Source organism: Acinetobacter sp. V89_4 (assembly GCF_029967875.1).
Lineage (GTDB): Bacteria > Pseudomonadota > Gammaproteobacteria > Pseudomonadales > Moraxellaceae > Acinetobacter > Acinetobacter oleivorans.
Window position 1 is genome coordinate 36,392 of the sequence record NZ_JASCAI010000020.1, and the last position, 22,649, is coordinate 59,040.

The 22,649-nt window shown below is 38.9% G+C and carries 21 protein-coding genes; 17 read left to right on the plus strand and 4 right to left on the minus strand.

Annotated features, from left to right (window positions below):
- The first annotated feature begins 93 nt into the window (after nucleotides 1-93).
- The 7 genes from QLG01_RS07690 (at nucleotide 94) to QLG01_RS07720 (ending at nucleotide 6,499) form a co-directional block, all read left to right on the plus strand.
- Nucleotides 94-1,080 carry a quinone oxidoreductase gene (locus tag QLG01_RS07690; RefSeq protein WP_263614070.1) on the plus strand — a complete coding sequence of 329 codons (987 nt, stop codon included), beginning with the start codon at nucleotides 94-96 and terminating at the stop codon, nucleotides 1,078-1,080.
- An 11-nt stretch (nucleotides 1,081-1,091) separates the two neighbouring features.
- Complete coding sequence (locus QLG01_RS07695; protein ID WP_263614069.1) at nucleotides 1,092-1,940, plus strand: TauD/TfdA family dioxygenase; 849 nt, start codon at nucleotides 1,092-1,094, stop codon at nucleotides 1,938-1,940.
- Nucleotides 1,941-2,000: 60 nt separating this feature from the next.
- A complete protein-coding gene (locus QLG01_RS07700) occupies nucleotides 2,001-3,053 on the plus strand; it encodes a 3-keto-5-aminohexanoate cleavage protein (RefSeq protein WP_004791385.1) in 1,053 nt (350 codons plus the stop codon).
- 117 nt (nucleotides 3,054-3,170) lie between these two features.
- Nucleotides 3,171-4,520, plus strand: a complete 1,350-nt coding sequence (locus QLG01_RS07705) for an MFS transporter (protein ID WP_282496172.1) — start codon at nucleotides 3,171-3,173, stop codon at nucleotides 4,518-4,520.
- On the plus strand, nucleotides 4,517-5,173 hold the full coding sequence (locus tag QLG01_RS07710) for a DsbA family oxidoreductase (protein ID WP_282496173.1): 657 nt from the start codon (nucleotides 4,517-4,519) through the stop codon (nucleotides 5,171-5,173). The genes QLG01_RS07705 and QLG01_RS07710 overlap by 4 nt, the downstream gene beginning before the upstream one ends.
- Nucleotides 5,174-5,187: 14 nt before the next feature.
- A complete protein-coding gene (locus QLG01_RS07715) occupies nucleotides 5,188-5,496 on the plus strand; it encodes a Rieske 2Fe-2S domain-containing protein (RefSeq protein WP_282496247.1) in 309 nt (102 codons plus the stop codon).
- Entirely contained in the window at nucleotides 5,489-6,499 is a 1,011-nt protein-coding gene (locus QLG01_RS07720) for a putative sulfate exporter family transporter (RefSeq protein WP_151767893.1), read from the plus strand. Before QLG01_RS07715 ends, QLG01_RS07720 begins: the two co-directional genes overlap by 8 nt.
- A gap of 92 nt (nucleotides 6,500-6,591) precedes the next feature.
- Here QLG01_RS07720 and QLG01_RS07725 read toward each other — a convergent pair whose 3' ends face one another.
- Nucleotides 6,592-7,602, minus strand: a complete 1,011-nt coding sequence (locus QLG01_RS07725) for an AraC family transcriptional regulator (RefSeq protein WP_282496174.1) — start codon at nucleotides 7,600-7,602, stop codon at nucleotides 6,592-6,594.
- Nucleotides 7,603-7,892: 290 nt separating this feature from the next.
- On the opposite strand from QLG01_RS07725, the gene QLG01_RS07730 reads away from it, so the two are divergent.
- The 8 genes from QLG01_RS07730 (at nucleotide 7,893) to QLG01_RS07765 (ending at nucleotide 17,469) form a co-directional block, all read left to right on the plus strand.
- A complete protein-coding gene (locus tag QLG01_RS07730) occupies nucleotides 7,893-8,498 on the plus strand; it encodes an alpha/beta hydrolase (protein ID WP_282496175.1) in 606 nt (201 codons plus the stop codon).
- A 100-nt stretch (nucleotides 8,499-8,598) separates the two neighbouring features.
- Nucleotides 8,599-10,428, plus strand: coding sequence for a DUF1302 domain-containing protein (locus tag QLG01_RS07735; RefSeq protein WP_282496248.1), 1,830 nt, complete (start codon nucleotides 8,599-8,601; stop codon nucleotides 10,426-10,428).
- Nucleotides 10,429-10,497: 69 nt separating this feature from the next.
- Nucleotides 10,498-10,908, plus strand: coding sequence for a PH domain-containing protein (locus QLG01_RS07740; RefSeq protein ID WP_252059180.1), 411 nt, complete (start codon nucleotides 10,498-10,500; stop codon nucleotides 10,906-10,908).
- Between the two features lie 70 nt (nucleotides 10,909-10,978).
- Nucleotides 10,979-12,352 carry a sorbosone dehydrogenase family protein gene (locus tag QLG01_RS07745; protein ID WP_282496176.1) on the plus strand — a complete coding sequence of 458 codons (1,374 nt, stop codon included), beginning with the start codon at nucleotides 10,979-10,981 and terminating at the stop codon, nucleotides 12,350-12,352.
- Between the two features lie 177 nt (nucleotides 12,353-12,529).
- Nucleotides 12,530-13,807, plus strand: a complete 1,278-nt coding sequence (gene salA / locus QLG01_RS07750; RefSeq protein WP_282496177.1) for a salicylate 1-monooxygenase — start codon at nucleotides 12,530-12,532, stop codon at nucleotides 13,805-13,807.
- 42 nt (nucleotides 13,808-13,849) lie between these two features.
- On the plus strand, nucleotides 13,850-15,205 hold the full coding sequence (locus QLG01_RS07755; RefSeq protein WP_005306808.1) for an MFS transporter: 1,356 nt from the start codon (nucleotides 13,850-13,852) through the stop codon (nucleotides 15,203-15,205).
- Nucleotides 15,206-15,294: 89 nt separating this feature from the next.
- Nucleotides 15,295-16,185 (plus strand): LysR family transcriptional regulator, encoded by an 891-nt coding sequence (locus tag QLG01_RS07760; protein WP_144731540.1) that lies wholly within the window; start codon nucleotides 15,295-15,297, stop codon nucleotides 16,183-16,185.
- Between the two features lie 132 nt (nucleotides 16,186-16,317).
- Complete coding sequence (locus QLG01_RS07765) at nucleotides 16,318-17,469, plus strand: sterol desaturase family protein (RefSeq protein WP_151767900.1); 1,152 nt, start codon at nucleotides 16,318-16,320, stop codon at nucleotides 17,467-17,469.
- Between the two features lie 41 nt (nucleotides 17,470-17,510).
- On the opposite strand, the gene QLG01_RS07770 is transcribed toward QLG01_RS07765, so the two are convergent.
- Complete coding sequence (locus tag QLG01_RS07770; protein ID WP_282496178.1) at nucleotides 17,511-18,713, minus strand: MFS transporter; 1,203 nt, start codon at nucleotides 18,711-18,713, stop codon at nucleotides 17,511-17,513.
- 133 nt (nucleotides 18,714-18,846) lie between these two features.
- On the opposite strand from QLG01_RS07770, the gene QLG01_RS07775 reads away from it, so the two are divergent.
- A complete protein-coding gene (locus tag QLG01_RS07775) occupies nucleotides 18,847-19,419 on the plus strand; it encodes a TetR/AcrR family transcriptional regulator (RefSeq protein WP_151988518.1) in 573 nt (190 codons plus the stop codon).
- A gap of 446 nt (nucleotides 19,420-19,865) precedes the next feature.
- Nucleotides 19,866-21,164: a dicarboxylate/amino acid:cation symporter gene (locus tag QLG01_RS07780; RefSeq protein ID WP_004791418.1), complete on the plus strand. Its 1,299-nt coding sequence runs from the start codon at nucleotides 19,866-19,868 to the stop codon at nucleotides 21,162-21,164.
- Nucleotides 21,165-21,336: 172 nt separating this feature from the next.
- On the opposite strand, the gene QLG01_RS07785 is transcribed toward QLG01_RS07780, so the two are convergent.
- Together QLG01_RS07785 and gloB are read right to left on the minus strand one after the other, a co-directional pair.
- Complete coding sequence (locus tag QLG01_RS07785) at nucleotides 21,337-21,540, minus strand: hypothetical protein (protein ID WP_003652518.1); 204 nt, start codon at nucleotides 21,538-21,540, stop codon at nucleotides 21,337-21,339.
- Between the two features lie 346 nt (nucleotides 21,541-21,886).
- Entirely contained in the window at nucleotides 21,887-22,618 is a 732-nt protein-coding gene (gene gloB / locus QLG01_RS07790) for a hydroxyacylglutathione hydrolase (RefSeq protein WP_282496179.1), read from the minus strand.
- Nucleotides 22,619-22,649 lie beyond the last annotated feature (31 nt).

Below are 22,649 nucleotides of genomic sequence, written 5' to 3' on the forward strand. Positions count from 1 at the left end.
CGTGAAATGTAAAGTGGCCCATATCCTAACTGTTGTAATTTTGGTTATTGCTTTTATAGGCACTCAATAAAAAACCAAAATATGGAATAGGACATGACGTTGACGAAAGCTATACGTTTCTATGGAACAGGAACGCCAGAAGTAATGCGCTATGAAGATGTAGAAGTAGGAGATCCAAAAGCTGGAGAAGTACGCCTACGTCATGTGGCAGTCGGTCTAAATTATGCCGATACATATTTTCGTAATGGAACCTATCAAATTCCAATGCCTAATGGCATGGGCGTCGAAGCTTCAGGTGTCATTGAAGCTTTAGGCGAAGGAGTGACTCAGCTTAAAGTTGGTGATCGAGTTACTTATACAGGTTTTTTAAATACCTTAGGTGCATATAGCACCCACCGTCTAATTCCAGCAAATGCTTTAATTAAATTACCCGAAGAAATTTCTTGTGAAACAGCGGCTGCCATGACCATGAGAGGGCTGACCGCTGCTTATCTGATGCGCCGCATTTATGACTTTAAAGCGGGCGATTCAATTTTATTACATGCAGCCGCTGGTGGTGTTGGGCTGATCGTTTCTCAATGGGCTAAATTACTTGGCTTGACTGTTATCGGTACCACATCTTCAGAAGAAAAAGCTGCCGTAGCGCGAGCTCATGGTTGTGATCATGTCATTAACTACAGCTATGAAAATGTTGCCGAACGTGTACGTGAGTTAACAGGTGGCGTTGGTGTAAATGTCGTTTTCGATAGTGTTGGCCAAGCCACTTTCATGAGCTCATTAGACTCTCTCAAACGCCGTGGTTTGTTGGTCTGCGTAGGAACAGCGTCTGGTCCAATTCCTGCTTTTGATCCGGTATTACTTGCCGTGAAAGGTTCATTGTTTGTCACACGTCCAGCTTTGGCAGATTACATTGCAGATCCAACCGAGAAGAAAGAACTTGCAAATGAATTATTTGATCATGTTCGGCATGGACGAATCAAAATTGAAATTAATCAGCGCTATGAGCTAAAGGATGCAGTACAAGCTCATCGTGATTTGGAAGCACGTAAAACAATAGGTTCATCAATCTTTGTAATTTGAAGGGATTTCTTATGCAAATTGAACAGTTAACTTGCAATATTGGTGCAGAGCTCAGTGGCGTCAAACTCGCTGATGCGATTTATGATGATGGATTATTTGCTGAAATTCGCACACAACTACTTAAACACCGTGTGTTGTTTTTACGAGATCAGCATTTAACCCGTCAGGATCATGTCGCATTTGCAGAAAAATTTGGACAGCTCGAAGATCATCCTGCGGTAGGCAGCCATCCTGATCATCCGGGTTTGGTGCAGATTTATAAACATCCTGAAAGTCCTGTTGATCGTTATGAAAATGCTTGGCACAGTGATGCAAGCTGGCGCAAGGTTCCACCGATGGGATGTGTGTTGCACTGTGTTGAATGCCCACCAGTGGGTGGCGATACTATGTGGACCAATATGGTCATGGCCTATGCGTCTTTACCCGACGATATTAAAAATAAGATTGCTGACTTACGTGCCTACCACAGCATAGAGGCGAGTTTTGGTGCTGCTATGCCACTTGAAAAACGCTTGGACTTAAAAGCAAAGTTTCCCGATGCTGAGCATCCAGTGGTACGTACTCATCCTGAAACTGGTGAGAAAATTTTATACGTCAACGCGTTCACAACCCACTTCAGTAACTATCACACCAAAGAGCGCGTTAGATTTGGACAAGATGCCAATCCGGGCGCAGCTGAACTACTGCGTTACTTAATTTCTCAAGCGTATATTCCAGAGTTTCAAGTGCGTTGGCGTTGGAAGCCTAACAGCATTGCCATTTGGGATAACCGCAGCACACAACATTATGCAGTCATGGATTATCCACCTTGCCACCGAAAAATGGAGCGGGCCGGCATTATTGGTGACGCAACCTATTAAATCTATAGGTTAATAATTTTATCTAATTGAAAATTCTAAAAAATATATGAGGAGATGCACATGCAATTCTTTGACGACTCATTGCACCCGGAAAATATGGAAAAAGTGGTAATCACGGTTGCGCCGTATGGTCCCGAATGGATGCCAGAAGACTTTCCTGAAGATATTCCAGTGACCATGGATGAGCAAATACAAAAAGCGGTTGAGTGCTATGAAGCAGGCGCGACGGTGCTGCATTTACATGTCCGTGAGCTTGATGGCAAAGGCTCTAAACGCTTGTCAAAGTTTAATGAGCTTATCGCAGGTGTTCGTGAGGCTGTGCCTGACATGATTATTCAGGTAGGTGGTTCGATTTCATTTGCACCAGAGAGTGAAGGTGAAGCGGCTCTATGGCTAAGTGATGACACCCGACATATGTTGGCTGAACTTACACCAAAGCCCGATCAAGTTACGGTAGCAATTAACACCACACAAATGAATATTATGGAATTGCTCTATCCTGAATATTTAGAAGGGACTTCATTGGCACATCCAGCGACTCAGGCAGCATATGCAGAGATGACTGTGCCAGCTGGGCCTGCATGGGTAACTGAACACATCAAACGCTTATGCAAAAACAATATTCAACCGCACTTTCAATTAACCGGTATGCATGGGCTTGAGACGCTAGAACGTATGGTGCGTAAAGGATTGTATATGGGGCCGTTAAACTTAACTTGGATTGGAATCGGTGGCGGTTTCGATGGTCCAAACCCATTTAATTTCTTTAATTTTATTCATCGCGTACCTGATGGATGTACTTTGACATCTGAGTCTCTACTCAAAAATGTATTGCCTTTTAACACTATGTCGATGGCAATGGGTTTACATGCTCGTGTAGGTAATGAAGACACGATCATTGATCATCACGGACGCCGTTTTTCATCTGTAGAGCAAATTAAGCAAACCGTTCGGATTGCCCATGAACTAGGCCGTGAAATTGCCTCAGGAAAAGAAGCCCGTGAAATTTATCGTATTGGGGTGCAATACAACAGTATTGAAGAAACCCTAATCGCAAATGGTATGGCACCCAACCGTAAAGCAGGGCAAAAAGGCGTGCCGCAGCGTAACTAATGTGACAGGGTCTAACGGAATTTAGACCTCAAATGTAGTGCAGCTTATTCGCTTTGTTTTTAAAAGTGCGTTGCTGCACTAGCTAAATAGAAATTATAAAAAATACAAGGAGGTCGTATGAATGCACATCAGTATTCAGATCAGATGAGCGATGTTGATACGTCAATCAGTATACCTCGTCGTTACGCATGGCTTGTTTTTGCTTTGACATTTGGTTTGCTCATTTCAGATTACATGTCTCGACAAGTCTTAAACGCAGTCTTTCCTTTACTTAAAAATGAGTGGTTACTCAGCGATAGTCAGTTAGGTTTGCTCAGTGGCATTGTCGCGTTAATGGTGGGTTTATTGACTCTGCCTTTGTCTTTAATGGCAGACCGTTTTGGAAGAGTTAAAAGCTTGGCCATTATGGCGGCTTTATGGAGTTTGGCGACTTTAGGATGTGCACTGGCTGAAAATTATGAGCAAATGTTTATTGCTCGTTTTATGGTTGGTGTGGGTGAAGCTGCTTATGGCAGTGTGGGAATCGCGGTGGTTGTGGCTGTTTTCCCAAGAGAAATGCGTGCAACACTTGCCAGTGCTTTTATGGCGGGTGGTGTATTTGGCTCGTTTTTGGGTGTGGCTTTAGGTGGTGTACTCGCACAGCATTTCGGTTGGCGTTGGGCATTTGGAGGAATTGCTTTATTTGGTCTTATTTTGGCTTTTCTATATCCAATTTTAGTGAAAGAAAACAGAATAAACGCAACACCTCAAAATAAAATTCGTAGTAAAACCCAGCACATTAAAAGCCCTTTAAAAACTTTATATTCAAGTCGTTCAGTCATTGCCACTTACATTGGTAGTGGTCTGCAATTATTTGTTGGTGGCACAGTGATTGTCTGGATGCCGAGTTATCTCAATCGCTATTACGGCATGAGTACCGACAAGGCAGGTGTGATGGCAGCGGTCATTTTGCTATGTAGTGCAGTAGGCACAATTCTATGCGGCATGTTGTGTGATTATTTGGGCCGTAACCGTCCAGATCGTAAGGTCAGTTTAGCGATTACATACTGCTTGCTCGGTTGTGTTCTTTTATTCATTGCTTTTGCTGTGCCTGCGGGACGTAACCAGTTACTTCTCATCTGCCTCGGAATGTTTATTGCCCTAGGAACCAATGGGCCATCTAGTGCCATGGTCGCCAATCTCACACATAACTCAGTTCATGGTTCTGCATTTGCAACACTCACCTTAGCTAACAATTTTCTTGGTTTAGCGCTTGGTCCTTTAGTCGTTGGCAAAGTATCTGATGTGATTGGTTTGCACAGCGCATTTCAACTCATGCCATTGGTCAGTATTGCAGCAGCAGCCGTATTTTTTTATGCCAAACGCCATTATCACAAAGATATTGCACGCTTTGAGCAGCAAGGAATAACTGAGCTTAAAAATCATTCAGATAACCAAATACAAAAATGCGGGATGAATAACAAATGATGATTCGGCAATTACACATTGATGTATTTTTTGACTTTATTTGTCCTTGGTGTTTGATCGGAAAACGTCAGTTACTGATCGCTATAAATAGATTTTATCAGCTTCACCCCAGAGTCAAAGTTGTTGTGCATTGGCGAGGTGTTCAGCTCATACCTGATTTAGCTGTTGAAGGTGTACCGTTTCAAACGTTTTATTTGAAACGGTTAGGTAGCTTGACAGCAGTTCGTATGAGACAAGAGCAGGTCAATAAAGCCGCTAATAAAGTGGGGCTTAAGATCGATTTTGAACAAATTAAACGGATGCCAAATACGGCCAAAGCTCATCGCTTATTTGATAAAGCTTTAAAAATAGGGACTCCTGAGCAGTGCAATGCGTTGTTAGAACAACTCTTTTCTGCCTATTTTTATGATGGGTTAGACATCGGAAATACCACCACTTTATACAAAATAGCGAAACGTTGTGGTTTTTCACCTGAGCTTATCAAAGATTTACTTATTCAAGATCATCAAGATTTTATCTCTGCAAGTACAGGAGGTAATGGCGTGCCTTACTTTATTTTTGATCGGGCTTCAGCCTTGGTGGGCGCACAGTCAGCAGATGCACTTTATCAAGCGATGCATGAAGCACTTTTGGGGCAAGGAGAGTTGATATGACCAACCGATTTGAAGTGCCTTTTGAGAAAATACCGAATTCAGGTGAGCGGGCTTTTTTAAAAGTTGGAGATAAAACTCTCGCACTATTTAACGTTGCGACTCAATTTTATGCAATCGATGACAGCTGTCCTCATCAGGGGGCATCACTGTTTAGTGGACGTCTAGAAGGACGAGTGATTCAGTGCTGTGCGCATGGTCTACGCTTTGATTTAACAAATGGCTGTTTGGTTAATTCTGCTCATCTTAAAGTTGCAACTTATCCCGTAGAAGTGGCCGAGGACAAGGTATTTATTGTGATGGGTTGTGGGGAAAATCATGAGTAGTTTAGTTTTGAAAAATTTTTCCCAGCGTACAAGAGAATTAGCACCAGGCTTTGTGGTCAGTTCGGTCGTTGCTGCGGCTGCCTGTTTTTTATCAGAGCACTATGGTGCGCCAGTCATGCTATTTGCACTACTGCTCGGCATGAGCGTGAATTTTTTAGCAGCTGAAAGTAAATGCAAGGTAGGTATCGAGTTTACCGCACGTAGTGTGCTTCGGATGGGTATTGCCTTACTCGGAATGCGTATAACTTTGGGGCAAATTACTGCACTAGGTTGGCAGCCTGTTGCGTTAGTCGTTACTCTGGTTATTGTCACAATCGCCGTTTCTGTCATTGCTGCTAAGATTTTAGGTTTCCAAAAACTATTTGGCATGTTGACTGGTGGATCAACGGCAATCTGCGGTGCCTCAGCCGCACTGGCACTATCCGCTGCTTTTCCAAATCATCCGCAAAAAGAAAAAGCGACTTTGTTTACCGTGATTGGCGTGTCGGCACTTTCAACATTTGCAATGATTGTCTACCCGATGATTGCGAAGTGGCTAGAGTTATCGCCACAAGCGGCTGGTGTGTTTCTTGGTGCTACGATTCACGATGTGGCGCAAGTGGTCGGCGCTGGTTATAGCATGTCTACTCAAACGGGGGATACGGCGACTGTAGTTAAACTCATGCGTGTGGCAATGTTGCTTCCAGTAATTGTTTGTGCGGCTATGATTACCCGTATGCAAGGTGCAGATTCAACGGGGGAACGACCGCCATTACTGCCTTGGTTTGCTGTTGGCTTTTTAATACTCGCTTGTATTAACAGTACAGGATGGGTACCAGCGATGGTTCAAAATGGAATCAATGATTTATCACGCTGGTTTTTAGTCATCGCAATAAGTGCTTTAGGTATGAAAACTCAGTTAAAAGAATTAGCATCGGTCGGCATTAAACCGATTCTTTTAATGATCGGCGAAAGCATATTTTTAGTGGTATTGGTTCTTGGGCTTATGCGCTTGTGGTTTTAATTTTAAAAATTAGATTTTTAAGGAAGTTCTGGAGCAGTTCTCCAGCTTCCTTACATTTTAAATGACTTCATTTCGCTTCAAATAAAGAGGAATTAATTGAGCAGGGCTTTATTGTGACTACGCCACATATTTGGTGACATACCAAATTGGCTAATGAACCAACGAGTAAAAGAACTCGGCATTGAGTAACCTAAAATATCAGACACTTGAGCAAGTGAATAATTTAGATTTTTTAAATAACGAAATACGAGATCTTTGCGTACTTCATTCATTAAATCACTAAAACTCGTCTGAGCTTCTTCTAATCGACGTTGTAAAGTCCGTACGTGAATACCGTGTGTTTGAGCGACTTGATCAATCGTAGCGCGGCCCATTGGCAAAAGAAGATAAATACTTTTACGAATATCAAAAATCATGGTCGATTCATTACTATTCTGCAAAATATCTAAATAACGCTGTGCATGGTTGGCCATCGCCAAATTTGCTTGAGGGTTTGTTGTATCTAGTTCAGCAGTAGTACAAACAATGCCATTAAAGTCACTACCAAACTCGAGCGCACAGCCAAAAATCCGCCGATGCAAAGTTAAATCACTAGGTGGGTTATGAGTGAAATGTACACTTAACGGTCGCCATTTTTGCATCATGAGTGCTGCGCAAAAACGATGGGTGATTCCTAAAGCAAGTTCCGTCGCTTGGCGACTATACCCGCAAGTTGTGGTTATAACTTCTTCTCGAATAACAACCGTATCATCAATTTCTTCTATATATATTTCAAGTGAGTTATTGAGTAAATTCCTATAACGAACAATCGTTTGCAGCGCTTCTCTCAAGGTATATTGGTAACTTAATAATAAGCTCAGTTCACCAAAATCCGCGATTTCGCGTTGCTCTGCCATATGTAATCCGAAAACATCACAATTACTCATCTGGGCTGAGTCTTCAAGCAAGGTAATGGCCTTATCTACAGGAATACGTTGCTTAAGATCATTCAATTGAGTTTGGCTAAGCCCAACACGTGATAATAAATGGTAGGGATTTATATCTAATTGCTGAGCAACTGCCAAATAATTTTTTAAAGAGGCGGTATGCGCAAGAGGCACCATTTTATTATCTCCTGTTCTTAATCAGCCATATTCCTTACAGCTCATATCTAGTTATAACTAAAATATCTACATTACAAAAGCTTTTATTTAAGAGCCTAATCGTGATGTCGAATCAATTTTAAACCTGTTCTTTTAATTCACTTGTAATTACAAAAACTATTGTAATTAATTTACGAAATTTTAAAAAGATGTGTCGTCAAATGAAAAGTGCGTGACGCCTTATGTACACCATTCACTGAAATGAGCCTTTATTGTGAATGGAGTTTTATAAAAATTCTTATGCATCCTAGATGGCAAAATTCACAGGCGTCGAAATGGAAAAAATACAAACCAAAGCAACAATTTTAATTATTCCGGGGTTACGCGATCATGTTCCCGAGCATTGGCAAACGATCTTAGAAACAAAGCTAGCAAAGGTTCGCTCTGTACCCCCTGTGCAAACCAATAAACTCAATTGTGAAAATAGAGTTGCTGCTATTCAGGCACAACTCGAACAAATACAAGGGCCTGTCATTTTGGTTGCACACAGCGCAGGTGTGCTGATGACAACACACTGGGCTGCAAAATATCAAAGACCAATTCAAGGAGCTCTACTTGTGGCTCCCCCTGACTTAAACGAAAGCTGGCCAGAAAATTATCCAAGCCCAACTTTACTTCATCAAGAAGGATGGAGTCCTTTACTAGATCAAACACTACCTTTCCCCAGCATTTTGGTTGCAAGCACCAATGACCATTTAGCTCGTTATGAAGCTGTAAGTGAAATGGCAGAAAAGTGGGGTAGTCAACTCGTAAATTTAGGTGAAGTAGGACATTTAAACCCTGCATCTGGCTTTGGCTATTGGCCTTTAGCTGAACAATTCATTCAACAGTTAGATCAGGTCGAACAACCTGCCTAGTACAAAAAATACCTGCTTATGTAAACCATTTAAAAGCCAATGGATGGCTTTGAGTAATAAGCAATAAATAAAAAAATCATATTTATAGGGAGATAATATGATGGGTCATTACGTCTATTTAAATCAAAGAAATAATCACGTTTTATATATTCAAAAAATAGGTGTTTCATTAAGCCTAATTTTATTCATGTTTAAAGCGAACGCAGCCAGTTTTGATATTGATAAAGACTGGAAGTTCGAGACAAAAACGACATTAAGCCTAGGTGCCAGTTGGAGTACCCAAGATCCATCTGTTTCATTACTTTATCGGCCTGACGCAAACAAAATAGGGAAACAAGGCGCTAGCATTGATGTGAATGGTGATGATGGGCGTATGAATTTTAGTAAATATGATGCCATTTCACAGATTATTAGAGGCATAACTGAAGTTAAGCTAAATGGAAAACAACAAGGTGCGGTCATTAGCACTAAATACTGGTATGACCATGCCTATGAGACAGGACAAGGAGACTTTAAACCCTTTAATGATTCAGCGTGGCCAAGGCTCGCAAAGTTTAAAGGTATCGATTTATGGAATGCCTATATATGGAAAGATTTTGAATTAGATGGTGGAAAAAGCATCAATTTAAAATTAGGCAAACAGACTTTAAATTGGGGGAAATCTCAGTTTTTTCAAAACGGTTTAAATTCGGTGAGTGCCTTTGATTTTGCTGAAATTAACCGACCGGGTGGTGATGCAAAAGAAAGAATCATTCCAACCGAAATGTTTTCGTTCGACACAAGCATTAATAAAAATTTGAAAATAGAAGGGTTCTATCAATTTAAATTTAGACCTTCAGTTGTTGATGGTAACGGAACTTTCTTTGAGATTTCAGACTTTGTGCCCGAAAATGCAGGTCCAGTTCTGATTGCTGGAGGGGGAGATAAATTATCGGATACCGCAATTCGTTTACGTACCTATATTCCACGTGCAGAAAGTAGAAAAGCAAAGGATAACGGCCAATATGGTATTGCTTTAAAACAGACATTACCAAGTTTAAATAATGCTGAGTTAGGTATTTACTATGCGAACTACCATAGCCGTAATGCAAACTTTGATGGAACCGCTGTAACGGCATCGGGACCTGAACATTTTAATACCGCGAGTTATTTTTCTATCTATCCTGAAAATATCAAAATGTTTGGATTAAGTTTGACTGGGAAAGTAGGAACAACAACTGTTTTTAGTGAGTTAACTCACAAACCTAATCAACCTTTACAACTAAACGGTACAGACATTGTCTATGCTCAAGTGCTATCGGAAGGAACACCATTTACGCCGCCGGGAAAAACTGTTGAATTAGGTCAATATATTCAAGGATATGTACGCTTACCCGTAACACAATTTTCGGTTGGTGCAACTGACAGCATATTCAATATTTGGGGCGCAAATTCGCTGACATGGTCTACAGAGTTTGCCTTAAACCATATTGCAGATATTGGTAATCATCGGATTGGCCGGACAGGCGCATTTGGCCGTAGTGAGCTTTCAACAGGGGCTTATAATCCTGAAACAGGTGAGTTTAAATGTACGCCGTATGGTACAGCTCATCTTACAAATGCAGAAATAGACAATTTAAATGAACGCTTTTGTAATAAAAACGGATTTTTTAATGAATGGTCATTTGGCTACCGATTACGTGGCGCATTAAATTATCAAGATATTTTACCCTCTACAGTGATTACGCCAAGTCTTAGTTTTAGACATGATGTTTATGGATATAGCCAAAACTTTCAAGAAGGGCAAATGAGTGTAAGTGCAGCGTTATCTATGACTTATCAGCAAAAATATACAACAGAGATTGCCTATAATAACTTTTTTGGTTCTAATGAATTTAGCACGATAGATGATCGAGATTTTGTATCATTAACATTTAAAGCTAATTTTTAGTTCAATTATTTTATAAAAAATATATAGAAATACTCGTTATAAATGAGATTTAGACGTGGAGGATAACTTTTGAAATTTAGATCAAAAATTGATTGGTGGCTTTTATTAATATTTGTTGTTATCACTGCCAATATCCTTATGAAGATTTATGAAGCAAATCATCATTATTCTTTAGCTTCAAATTTTCCACATCTCGTCATTTATAGTTTAATCATTTTTCTTATTTGGCTTCCCATCTTTAATACTTATTATGTGATAGAAAACAACACTTTAATGATTAAGAGTTTGGTATTCCGATGGAAAATTAATATTGATGATATTACCCAAATAGAGCCTACTCATAATCCACTTTCATCTCCAGCACTCTCATTAGATCGACTCAAAATTTATTATATGAAAAATGGAGAAATTACTTCAGTGATGATTTCACCAAAAGATAAAGAACGTTTTTTTCAAGCCATAAACAAAAGACTCCATTAAAGTTGCTTGTTTAATTGCAAACATAAATTACGCTATTTCCATGACGACAAAAAATAAATGGAGATAACCCATGACGACACGTTTTTTACTGCCAATTTTGGGCACTACGGTTTTAATTACATTAGCTGGATGCGCTTCATCCTCTCAATATCCAATTACCGACAGTTATGGGCCAGACCCAAAACTTCCTGAACCTAAATCAAGCCTATTACCAACTGTTAATATAGCTCCAGCAGAAGGCTGGCCGAGTGGGGTAATGCCAAAACCAGCAGAAGGTTTAAAGGTCAAAGCATTTGCCAAAGGACTTGAACACCCACGTTGGCTTTATGTATTACCAAATGGCGATGTATTGGTTGCTGAAACGGATGCCCCGCCTAAACCAGAAGACAGCAAAGGGATTAAAGGTAAAATTATGTCTTTTGTGATGAGACGTGCAGGCTCATCTCATCCAAGTGCAAACCGTATTAGCTTACTTCGTGACACCAATGGGGATGGCGTCGCTGACCAGAAAACAGTATTTCTTCAAAACTTAAATTCTCCATTTGGTATGGCATTGGTCGGTAATAACTTATATATCGCTAATACAGATGCACTGGTGCGTTTTCCTTATCAAGAAGGTGAAACTCAAATTACGGCCAGTGGAACCAAAGTGTTGGACTTACCGGGTGGCCCTTTAAATCACCATTGGACCAAAAATGTGATTGCTAACCCAGCTGGTACCAAGTTGTACATTACCGTTGGTTCTAACAGTAACGTTGCTGAAAATGGTTTAGATCAAGAAAAAGGCCGTGCACAAATTACGGAGTTTGACATCGCAAGTGGTCAGTCACGCCCATTTGCAACGGGCTTACGTAATCCAAATGGTATGGCTTGGCAACCTCAAAGTGGAAAACTCTGGACGGTGGTTAATGAGCGCGATGAAATTGGGAGTGACCTAGTACCCGACTATATGACGTCAGTTCAAGATGGAGCTTTTTATGGCTGGCCTTACAGCTACTATGGTCAACATGTTGATGTACGAGTTAAACCACAAAATCCAGCAATGGTTGCCCGTGCAATTAAACCAGACTATGCACTAGGCAACCATACGGCTTCTTTAGGTCTAACATTTTATGCAGCAGAACTCATGCCGCAATTTAGAGGAGGTGCATTGATCGGTCAGCATGGTTCTTGGAACCGTAAGCCTCACAGTGGTTATAAAGTCATTTTTGTACCATTTAGAAGTGGTCAACCTTCTGGTCCGCCGCAAGATATTTTGACTGGATTCCTCAGTGATAAAGGCAAAGCGTATGGTCGTCCCGTGGGTGTGGCAATTGATTTCTCAGGTGCCGTGTTAGTTGCAGATGATGTGGGCAATACGATTTGGCGCGTTTCGCCAGTTGCAGAGACAACTTATGACGCTCCAATGAAATATGCTATTGGAACCCCGCCAGGCACACCATAAAGTGTTTTAACCATCATTTCTTAGCATGGGCGGCCTTTAGGCTTTATAGAGGCTCGCCCAAATGGCTATTATTTAATTTTTAAATAATTGAACAAAAAAAATACTAATTGGACTTTATAAGCCAACTTCTCAAAAATGAATATGTGAAAACGATAATGATGTTTAAGGAACAAACACATGAATACACATATTCGAATTGCCGTGGTCGGTGGCGGTATTGCTGGTCTGGCTTTAGCAAGTAATTTAAGTAAACACGCCCATTTAGATGTCCAAATGTTTGAATCTGCACCTCAGTTTTCTGAAATTGGGGCAGGGATTTCTTTGGGTGCTAATGCTGTCAAAGCCATTGAACTGTTAGGTTTAGCCAACGAATATCATGGAATTGCAGATAAAGTATCGCCACCATTTCAAGATGTTTGGTTTCAATGGCGCAATGGTTATACCGATGAATATTTATCTGCATCCATTGCGACAGGTGTTGGACAATCATCTGTTCATCGTGCTGACTTTCTTGATGCCATTATTCCTCACATGCCTACGCAAAATGTCCACTTTTCTAAACGCCTAGAGGCTATTGAAGAACAAGATGATCAGGTGATTCTGCATTTTAATGATGGTAGTCAGCATGAATGCGATTATTTGATTGGAGCTGATGGTATCCGCTCGGTAGCTCGCCAATATGTTTTAGCTTCTCATCATTTACCACCAGTTCATCCACGTTTTTCAGGAACTTGGGCTTATCGTGGCATTATTTCTCACGCTTCATTTAAAGAAGCTTTGCAGCAAATAAATGGCGATACAGATTTAGCAGATATTCCTCAAATGTTATTGGGCAAAGACAAACATATTTTAACGTTCCCAATTCGTAAAGGTGAGCAAATTAATATCGTTGCTTTCAGCTCAAACCGTCAAGATACGGTATTACCAGCTGATACACCGTGGACTAAGCCTGTCGATAAAGCTCAAATGCTTTCCGATTTTTCAGACTGGAGTGAAAGCTGCCAAACATTACTCGGTTTAATTGAACAGCCTACCATTTGGGCCTTACATGAAATTGAAGAACTTTCGACTTATAAAAGTACCTCAGGTCATGTCATTGTCATGGGCGACGCTGCACATGCCATGTTACCTCACCAAGGTGCAGGAGCAGGTCAAGGTCTTGAAGATGCATTAATCCTTGCGGCCTTATTATCGACAAAAAACTTACAAGCAGATCAGTTAAACGATGTGTCTTCGATATATGAAAAGCTCCGTTTAAAACGTGCTTGTCGTGTTCAGCAAACTTCTCGTGAGTCTGGCGAAATTTATGAGTGTTATTCGACTCAGTACCCAACGTTTGCCGAAATTGGCGAACATCTTGAGCATCGCTTTGATTGGTTATGGCAACACGACCTAGAAAAGGATGTTGCAGAAGCACAGCAACAATTACATCAATTAGGAATGGCAACCATTTAAATAAATTTTTGTTTTACACACAATTTGCTAAGGAAAGCAATTATGGAAAAACTAAATGCAAATCAATTGATTGATGATGCAAGATTAACACCATTACATTGGCGGGTGATCTTGCTGAGTGCGCTCATTATTATTTTTGATGGCTATGACTTAGTCATTTATGGTGTGGCATTGCCTAAGCTCATGCAACATTGGCAGTTAGATAGTATGACTGCTGGATTGCTGGGCAGTGTTGCATTATTTGGCATGATGTTTGGTGCAATGATTTTCGGTAGTTTGGCCGACAAATTAGAGTCCTATGGCTTTAGCCGTAAGCGTTTAATTATGCTGTGTGTCTTTATTTTTAGCGGTTTTACGGTGTTATGCGGTTTTGCCAACAGTCCTAAAGAGTTTGCCATTTATCGTTTTATTGCCGGCCTCGGTTTGGGCGGCGTAATGCCAAATGTTATTGCCATAATGACCGAGTTTGCCCCAAAGAAATTACGATCAACTTTGGTATCGCTCATGTTTAGTGGCTATGCAATTGGTGGCATGAGCTCAGCACTTTTAGGCATGTGGTTGGTTCCTAAATTTGGTTGGCAAATCATGTTTATTTTGGCGGGTATTCCACTCATTTCATTACCTATTATTTGGAAATTTTTACCCGAATCAATCGATTATCTAGTTCGCCAGAAAAAATGGAATGAGGTGCATGATTTACTTCAACAGCTAGCACCAGAACAAAACATAGCTGATCATACAAGCATCGTATTACACCAAGAAAATCAACAAACCGCCGCTCGTCCTTTGGTTGCTCTATTTACCGAGAACCGTGCTTTAGTCACTGTGTTTTTCTGGATGAGTGTATTTATGGCTTTACTGATGGTGTATGCGCTCGGTAACTGGATACCAAAACTTATGGTCGAGGCCGGATATGATTTATCAACCAGTCTGGTCTTTTTATTGGCGCTAAACTTGGGTGGGATGTTGGGTGCAATCGGTGGTGGTTACTTTGCTGATCGTTTTCACCTAGGCAAAGTCATTTGTTTACTCTTCTTAGCGGGTGCAATTTCACTTTACTTGCTGAGCTATGCTTTACCCATGGTCATTTTATATCTCTGTATTGCCATTGCAGGAGCGGCTTCTATCGGCGGGCAAATTTTATTGCTCGCTTATATGGCTCAGTTTTACCCTTCACCAATTCGCAGTACTGGCATTGGTATGGCTTTGGGCGTAGGCCGTATTGGGGCGATTTTAGGTCCGATTTTATGCGGCTGGCTTTTAAGTTTGCATTTACCCATTGAATATAATTTTATCGCGCTAGCCATTCCTTGTGTGCTGGCAACCTTAAGTGTTATTGCCATAAGTATTTGTAATCGAACCAAACGTGTAATGCTAAATTCAAGTATATCTCCATAAGAATTAAGCATTTTCATTCCTGTAAAAGGAACTAAACTCTAAGCAAAGAAGTTAAAGTCTTTGTTTAGAGTATTTAAAGGATCAGAACCATGGATTTAGGTTTGATTAAAGTTTTTGTCTGTATTTATGAGTCTCGGCATATTAGTAAAGCTGCTGATAAATTGAATTTGAGTCAGCCTTCTGTGACTTATAATTTGAACCGTTTACGCCGTCAATTAAATGACGAGTTGTTTACCCGAAGCCGAGGTGGGGTCGAACCTACAAAAGTTGCACATGAGCTTTATCCAATTTTTCATCAAGCGATTTTTAATATTGAATCAGCGATTGCTCAAGCACAGGAGTTTCATCCTCAAAACTCCAATAAAACTTTCCGAATCGGACTGTCCGACGCAGGGGAGATTTGCCTATTGCCTAGTCTTATGGCCTTTTTGCAGAAAACAGCGCCCTATATTCAAATTGAGATTGAAGAGATTCAGTCGTCTAAGGTTGAACAGTGGCTTATTGATGGCTTTTTAGATCTAGCTGTATTTAATAGTACACAGACCATAATGCCTAAAATAGAAACACGTACTTTATTTGAAGAAAGATATGTATGCATTGCTAGAGCTGACCATCCAAGGCTACAGCAGCAACTGACATTAGAGCAATATTTGCAAGAAGATCATATTGCTATCAAGTCATCGACAGGGCATATCCAAGTTGAGCAATATTTAAAAACAATGGATTTGAAGCGACGAATTCGTTTAGAGGTTCCACATTTTAGTGTTTTACAAGGTGTTTTGCAGAGTTCAGATATGTTGGTGACATTACCATCGCGAGCAGCTCGACATTATCTAGCTCATGGTAATGTCCAAATGTTTGAATTACCTTTCGCTATGGATTCTTTTAAAGTGAGCTTGAACTGGTTTAATCGTAGTGATGATATTATTGCCAGAAAATGGCTGATTCAATCTGTCGGTCAAATATTTGAAGTTTTATAAAAACTATTTACAGCTATTTAAAATTTCATTTTCAGATTAAGCGCTTTGATCTGAGAACTTAAAGTTCTTTCCAATTTATTATTAAATTTTGATAGCATTCGCGTTATACACAATAAGAATTGTATATGAATTATGACAGATCAATTAAGAGCAAAATTTGAGAATTTAGAACTGAACGCAGGTTTAGGGAAAATCAGCGCCTTTATTTCAATGTCACTCAGCTTACTTTGTCTGTTTGGTGCATTATGCTTTTTATTTCCCAGTGTATTAACGACTCCAGAACTCCGTCCTCTTTACGCAAAACATTATCATATTTTTTATTATGGCCTGATTACGGGCATTATTATTAGCGCTGGTTTCGGTGCATTTAGTGCAATTGTCCGTCAAAATCGTTATGGCTTTTACGGACTGTGTTTTTCACTTGTGGCAGCAGTTTTAGGCTGTGGTGTAATTGAGGCGCCCGTTTTACCAAGTGTACCATTTTATGCAGGTATCGATTATTTTGTACTGACCTTATTCATTTTAGCGTTCATTTTTATCCCCCTTGAAGGTTTTTTTGCTAAAAATCCTGAACAGAAAATATTAAGGGTGGGCTGGGTGACCGATATGAAGTATTTCATGGTCAGCCATGTGGGAATTCAATTATTCAGCTTTTTAACGGTCATGCCGATTCAATATTGGATTACGCATCTACCTGATAATCCAATTGTACCTTATGTACAAGCTCAGCCGATTTGGCTGCAATTTATTGAATTACTAATTGTGGTCGACTTCACGGTGTATTGGTTACATCGTGCCATGCATGAAGTTAATTTCTTATGGCGCTTTCACGCGATTCATCATTCGACTGAATATATGGATTGGTTAGCATCTTCTCGTTTGCATGTCATTGAAGTGCTAATGACTCGCTTTATTGCCACTTTACCGATTTTCCTATTGGGTTTTCATACTTCAGCTGTTTTTGCTTATTTAGTTTTTATTTCATTTCACGCTATTTTCATTCATTCCAATGTACGTTTTCGTTTTCCATATTTGCGCTGGATTATCGCAACACCAGAATTTCACCATTGGCATCATTCTTCAGAAAAACCTGCCATTGATAAAAATTACGCTGCGTTTATTCCACTCTATGATGTCATTTTTAAAAGCGTATATATGCCTAAACATTTGGCGAGTGTATATGGAACAGTAGGCTATAAAATCCCAAATAGTTTTGTAAAACAGTTTACTTGGCCTTTTAAAAAGTATGTAAAACGTTTTTTGAAGCCTTGGCGTGATCAGTAAAGTAAAAAAACAGCCTCGGTGGAGGCTATTTTTTTTAATCCTTATTTACTTTTAATATTTTTAAAAATCATTAGAAGAGCAATCACTGCAAGACCAATAATTAAACTCATATAAATATTGGCGCTGTTCATAAGTCCGATTTTACCCACAAAGTAGCCTGCTAGAATTGCTGGAACACTAAAAGCCAAATAGCTTTCAACAAAAAATGCAGCCATTAAACCTGCGCGTTCTTCCGGTAAAGCGAGGGGCATGACTGTGCGAATTGCTCCCATGAAAGCTGTACCAAAACCCACTCCGGTAATAATAGAACCAATAAGTAGAACCACAGCACTTGTAAAATTGATCGCTAAAAATAAAACGGTTGCACCAATAATGATGGATAAGGTGCCCGTGAGCAAAATACGAAAATTGGTAGATTTTCTAAGCGTCAGAATCCCTGCCGCACCTGAAAGGGCGAGTGCCATAAACATACTGCCGTTTAGCCAAGCTGAAGATGTCTGAAAAATTTTTGCCAGTAAAGAGGGCATAAGTGATAAGAAAAAACCACTCACCATCCAAAGCGCAATATTAATAGGGCTAATACTTAATAGAGCACCTCTTGCTTGATGAGGAATAGCCATGTTGGGTTTTAATGAAGCCAAAGCTCCTGATCTTTTGCGTACAGTCTCAGGGTTAAAGAAACTTAGAATAAGTTCAAGTGCAAACAAAACACATAAGAGTTCAAAAACCAAATGTAAGGGTTGAGCTGAAAATTGCAGAATAAAACATGTAATAAAAACGCCTACTGCCATGCCGACCATTGGAGCAATACTATTAATTAAGGAACCATGATGCTTACTAAAATCTAAGATTGCAGCTCCAATGGCAGAAACGGCAAGACCTGTTGCGATACCCTGTAGGCCACGCGCAATAAATAACATAGAAACATCTGAGGCAAAAAGAAAAAAACTCATTGAAGCGATTTGCAAAAAAATTGCTGAAATAATGACGGGCCGACGTCCGATATAATCAGATAAAGAGCCAATAATGAGTAAAGAAGCAAGTAAGGTAAACGCGTAGGTTGCAAAAATTAAAGTTAAGATAACGGGCGAAAATTGCCATATCTGCTGATACAAACGATATAAAGGCGTAGGGGCACTAGACGCCGCCATAAAGGTCATAAGCGTGATTGTGTTTAAGGTCAACGCTACTGTTGAATCTAACTGAAAAACTGATCCAGACCGTTTTGAACTTGAATTGTTCATATAAGATGAATAACATAAAAGCGAATATTTAGCTTTTATACATGATTTTTACACTAAAGCAAATCATTAGCTTTAGTGTATTTTGTATATACAAATATTATTTTAATCGTTTTTATTGAAGTAGAGCTAATTAATGGCAAAAGTTGTTACTGGGTTACGCCCGGGTGGTCGTAGTGAAAGAATTCAAACTGCGGTACATCAAGCAGTAAAAGAGCTTCAAAAAAACTTGGAGCAAAGCCAAATTACTATACCCATGATTGCTGATAAAGCAGGTGTAACACCTTCTACAATTTATCGTCGTTGGGGAGATATCAATCAGTTATTTTCAGATGTAGCCCTTAATGAACTGAAACCCGATATGGAGCCAAAAGATTTAGGCTCATTTCAGCTTGATATCACGACATGGGTCGAACAATATTTCGAAGAGTACTCTTCTGAAGTAGGGCAAACACTGCTACGAGATTTGCTATATGCAACTGAATCTTCAAACGCTCGAAAGTGCGAAACTTTAATTGTTCAACAACTTGATATTATTCAAGCTAGAGCTAAGGCGCGTAGTGAATTAACTATAGAAAATCAAGAAATTATCGAAGCTGTGATTGCACCAATGTTATTCCGCATCTTATTCACTGATCGTACATTAAGCTTAGACTACGTCCATATTTTATTAGAGCGGTTATTTAAGGCCAACCCTAATTTTAATTAATTTATCACATCTTATTAGTGTAATTTTTTAACAAGAAATAGACATTTTCTCTTGTTAAAAAATTATATATCAATTTTTCTTATTATTTTTAAATTAAATTTTCATAATTTATAATTTACATGTTTTTAATAAAATCATTTATTTAATAAATGGTGGTCCTGAATCAGTTAAACAAGTTCTTAAAGCCAATTTTATTACCTTTAATAGAGTTAAATTTTAATATAAACAATAATTTAATCTTATTTTTAATGAATTTTATAATTTTTTAAATCTTAAAATAAAAAGTATTCTATACAAATTAATGCATGATTTTTGAATTTGACATTTTTTAAATTTATAACACAGGGTGTTTTTTATTCTTTACAATGGCTTTTCCTTGTTAAAGCGGCTTGTGGTGCTAGCTTTATATTTTATTTTTTTATCCCCATCGAAAAGGTATTTAGATAATGGATTTCAATACCCTTGACCAAGAAACGGTACAGAAAAAACAGAAATTTCACCAAATTTTGTATGTACAGGTCATTTTTGCAATTATTTTGGGCATTTTAATTGGTCATTTTTACCCAGAACTTGGCGAAAGTTTAAAACCGCTTGGTGATGCATTCATCAAGATCGTTAAAATGATTATTGCTCCCGTCATCTTTTTAACAGTTGTTACAGGCATTGCCAGTATGACAAACATGAGCCGTGTGGGCCGTGTAACTGGTAAAGCGATGCTTTATTTTCTGACCTTCTCAAGCTTGGCTCTTGTGGTTGGTATGATTGTGGCAAATATTATCCAACCGGGTAAAGGCCTTAACATCGATCCTGCTACCTTAGTCAACGACAAAGTAAATACTTATGTTGAGAAGGCACATGCAACAAATATTACCGATTTCTTCATGAATATTATCCCGCAAACCTTAGTCAGTCCTCTGGCTGGTGGCGAGATTTTGCAGGTTCTATTTGTAGCGGTTCTATTTGGTATTTCTTTGGCTGCTTTAGGCGACCGAGCGCGCCCAATTACCGATTTCTTAAATAACTTAACAGCTCCAGTTTTCTACTTGGTTGGTATGTTAATGAAGCTTGCTCCAATTGGTGCTTTTGGTGCAATGGCTTTCACGATCGGAGCTTATGGAATCGAATCAATTGGTAATTTATTACTATTAATTATGACGTTCTATATTACTGCGGTGTTATTTGTCGTAGTGATCTTAGGTGCAGTAGCTCGTTACAACGGTTTTTCAATTATTCATTTAATTCGTTATATCAAAGATGAGCTTTGGTTGGTTTTAGGAACAAGTTCTTCAGAAGCAGCTTTACCATCTTTAATGGACAAAATGCAAAAAGCAGGTTGTGAAAAATCGGTGGTAGGTCTAGTCATTCCAACAGGTTATTCATTTAACCTTGATGGTACAAATATCTACATGACTATGGCAGCTCTGTTTATTGCACAAGCGTGTAATGTAGATTTATCAATTAGTGAACAAATTGCATTACTTCTTGTTGCAATGGTAAGTTCTAAAGGTGCAGCAGGGGTGACTGGTGCAGGCTTTATTACTCTGGCTGCAACTCTATCCGTTGTGCCGGCTGTTCCTGTCGCAGGTATGGCTTTAATTCTTGGTATCGACCGTTTTATGTCTGAATGCCGTGCATTAACAAACTTAGTTGGTAATGCTTGTGCAACAATTGTGGTGGCACGTTGGGATAAGGCTTTAGATAAAGATCTTCTTGATAAAGCATTAAAGAACCATAAAGCAGATTAACCTTACAAAATAAAAAAATCTGTAGCTAAGGGCAATTTGGGAGAGTAGCCCTGCTACAGATTTTTTATTTAATAACTAAAAAATATATTTTAATTAAGCCATTCTAAAGTTCTGCAAGATTACTTGTCTTTCAAGAAAGACAGTACTGTAATTAAAATCAAGTCGTAAAAAATTATGCTTTTAAGTGATCCTCAAACTCTTCACCTAATTGCATAGCTAATGAATTACCTGCTAACTCACAAGTGACCAAACCATATTCTTTTTTAAAACTAAAAGTAAAACCTTTCCCGTCAGCGAGATTTTTAACTGAATACCCTAACTTTTCTAACCAAATACGAAACGCAATCAAATTTTTAGCTTTAACAACCTTTTTCACGTGAGAACTCCTTCTATCCGTGGCATTACATCTTATTTATTAATAGGGTTTTAATTGGATTTTTTAAAGGGGTAAAACTTTTTTTTTATTTTTCAACTTGTAAAAAAGTAAGAAAAGATTTTATTTTTATAAAATAATAAATTCATTATGTGTATGAAAAATAATAAATTTTTATTTAAAGAGCAGTCTTCTTGAGTGTTTTTTGAAAATATAAACTCAACGTTATTTTTAGAATAGTGAGTAAATAAAAAACAGAGTAAATGTAAAAAATAATTACAGACAACAGCTAATAAGCAAAAAGATACAGCTCTTAAAATGAAACCGTATCTTTTTTTAAAGCTCAATTTTAGAAATTATCTTTAAGAGTACGTATATGTGCGAAGTCTTCAACACTTTCTGCGCGAAGAAAGGGGTTGGTCGCCAATTCAAGTTCAATCGTACTTGGTAGCGTGATTAAACCTTGTTTTCGTAGTTCACGGACTTCTTGAGCTCGTTCTGCTAAGGCAAGATTATGCGGTTCTACTGTTAAAGCAAATTCGGCATTTGAAAGCGTGTATTCATGTGTGCAATAAACTTTTGTGTTGGTTGGTAATGCTGCTAGACGGCTCAGTGAGTGATACATTTGTTCAGCCGTACCTTCAAATAAGCGACCACATCCCATTGCAAATAAAGTATCACCACAAAATACAGCTTCTAATTCTTCAATAAAATATACAATGTGCCCTAAGGTATGACCTGGGGTTGCAATAATCTCTACTTTTAAATCATTAAATTTTAGATGATCGTCATGTTGTAAGGGGTGGGTAATTCCCGGAATTTTTGTGAGCTCATCACGGGGACCATAGACAGTAATATTTTGGGCAGCCGTTAAATCAGCAACACCACCTATATGGTCTTTATGCCAATGAGTAAGCCAAATTTGTTTTAAATTTAACTGATACTTCTGACAAAATTGGGTGACTAGTTCTGCTTCTGTTGGGTCAACTGCTACAGCTTCTTGGGTTTCAGTATCTTCTAAAATCCAGATATAGTTTTGGAGGGCATTCTGCACATCAATAAAATGAATTCTATAACGCATTGTTTTATCCTGAAACTAAATCCAAAGAGTA

Excerpts from the sequence above, each read along its gene's own strand:
- QLG01_RS07775 (WP_151988518.1), top strand. The coding sequence starts at position 18,847 with ATGGCAAAAGTTGTTACTGGGTTACGCCCGGGTGGTCGTAGTGAAAGA.
- QLG01_RS07710 (WP_282496173.1), top strand. The coding sequence starts at position 4,517 with ATGATGATTCGGCAATTACACATTGATGTATTTTTTGACTTTATTTGT.
- gloB (WP_282496179.1), bottom strand. The coding sequence starts at position 22,618 with ATGCGTTATAGAATTCATTTTATTGATGTGCAGAATGCCCTCCAAAAC.
- QLG01_RS07695 (WP_263614069.1), top strand. The coding sequence starts at position 1,092 with ATGCAAATTGAACAGTTAACTTGCAATATTGGTGCAGAGCTCAGTGGC.
- QLG01_RS07745 (WP_282496176.1), top strand. The coding sequence starts at position 10,979 with ATGACGACACGTTTTTTACTGCCAATTTTGGGCACTACGGTTTTAATT.
- QLG01_RS07735 (WP_282496248.1), top strand. The coding sequence starts at position 8,599 with ATGGGTCATTACGTCTATTTAAATCAAAGAAATAATCACGTTTTATAT.
- QLG01_RS07720 (WP_151767893.1), top strand. The coding sequence starts at position 5,489 with ATGAGTAGTTTAGTTTTGAAAAATTTTTCCCAGCGTACAAGAGAATTA.
- QLG01_RS07780 (WP_004791418.1), top strand. The coding sequence starts at position 19,866 with ATGGATTTCAATACCCTTGACCAAGAAACGGTACAGAAAAAACAGAAA.
- QLG01_RS07725 (WP_282496174.1), bottom strand. The coding sequence starts at position 7,602 with ATGGTGCCTCTTGCGCATACCGCCTCTTTAAAAAATTATTTGGCAGTT.
- QLG01_RS07765 (WP_151767900.1), top strand. The coding sequence starts at position 16,318 with ATGACAGATCAATTAAGAGCAAAATTTGAGAATTTAGAACTGAACGCA.
- QLG01_RS07770 (WP_282496178.1), bottom strand. The coding sequence starts at position 18,713 with ATGAACAATTCAAGTTCAAAACGGTCTGGATCAGTTTTTCAGTTAGAT.
- QLG01_RS07700 (WP_004791385.1), top strand. The coding sequence starts at position 2,001 with ATGCAATTCTTTGACGACTCATTGCACCCGGAAAATATGGAAAAAGTG.
- salA (WP_282496177.1), top strand. The coding sequence starts at position 12,530 with ATGAATACACATATTCGAATTGCCGTGGTCGGTGGCGGTATTGCTGGT.
- QLG01_RS07705 (WP_282496172.1), top strand. The coding sequence starts at position 3,171 with ATGAATGCACATCAGTATTCAGATCAGATGAGCGATGTTGATACGTCA.
- QLG01_RS07755 (WP_005306808.1), top strand. The coding sequence starts at position 13,850 with ATGGAAAAACTAAATGCAAATCAATTGATTGATGATGCAAGATTAACA.
- QLG01_RS07730 (WP_282496175.1), top strand. The coding sequence starts at position 7,893 with ATGGCAAAATTCACAGGCGTCGAAATGGAAAAAATACAAACCAAAGCA.
- QLG01_RS07760 (WP_144731540.1), top strand. The coding sequence starts at position 15,295 with ATGGATTTAGGTTTGATTAAAGTTTTTGTCTGTATTTATGAGTCTCGG.
- QLG01_RS07690 (WP_263614070.1), top strand. The coding sequence starts at position 94 with ATGACGTTGACGAAAGCTATACGTTTCTATGGAACAGGAACGCCAGAA.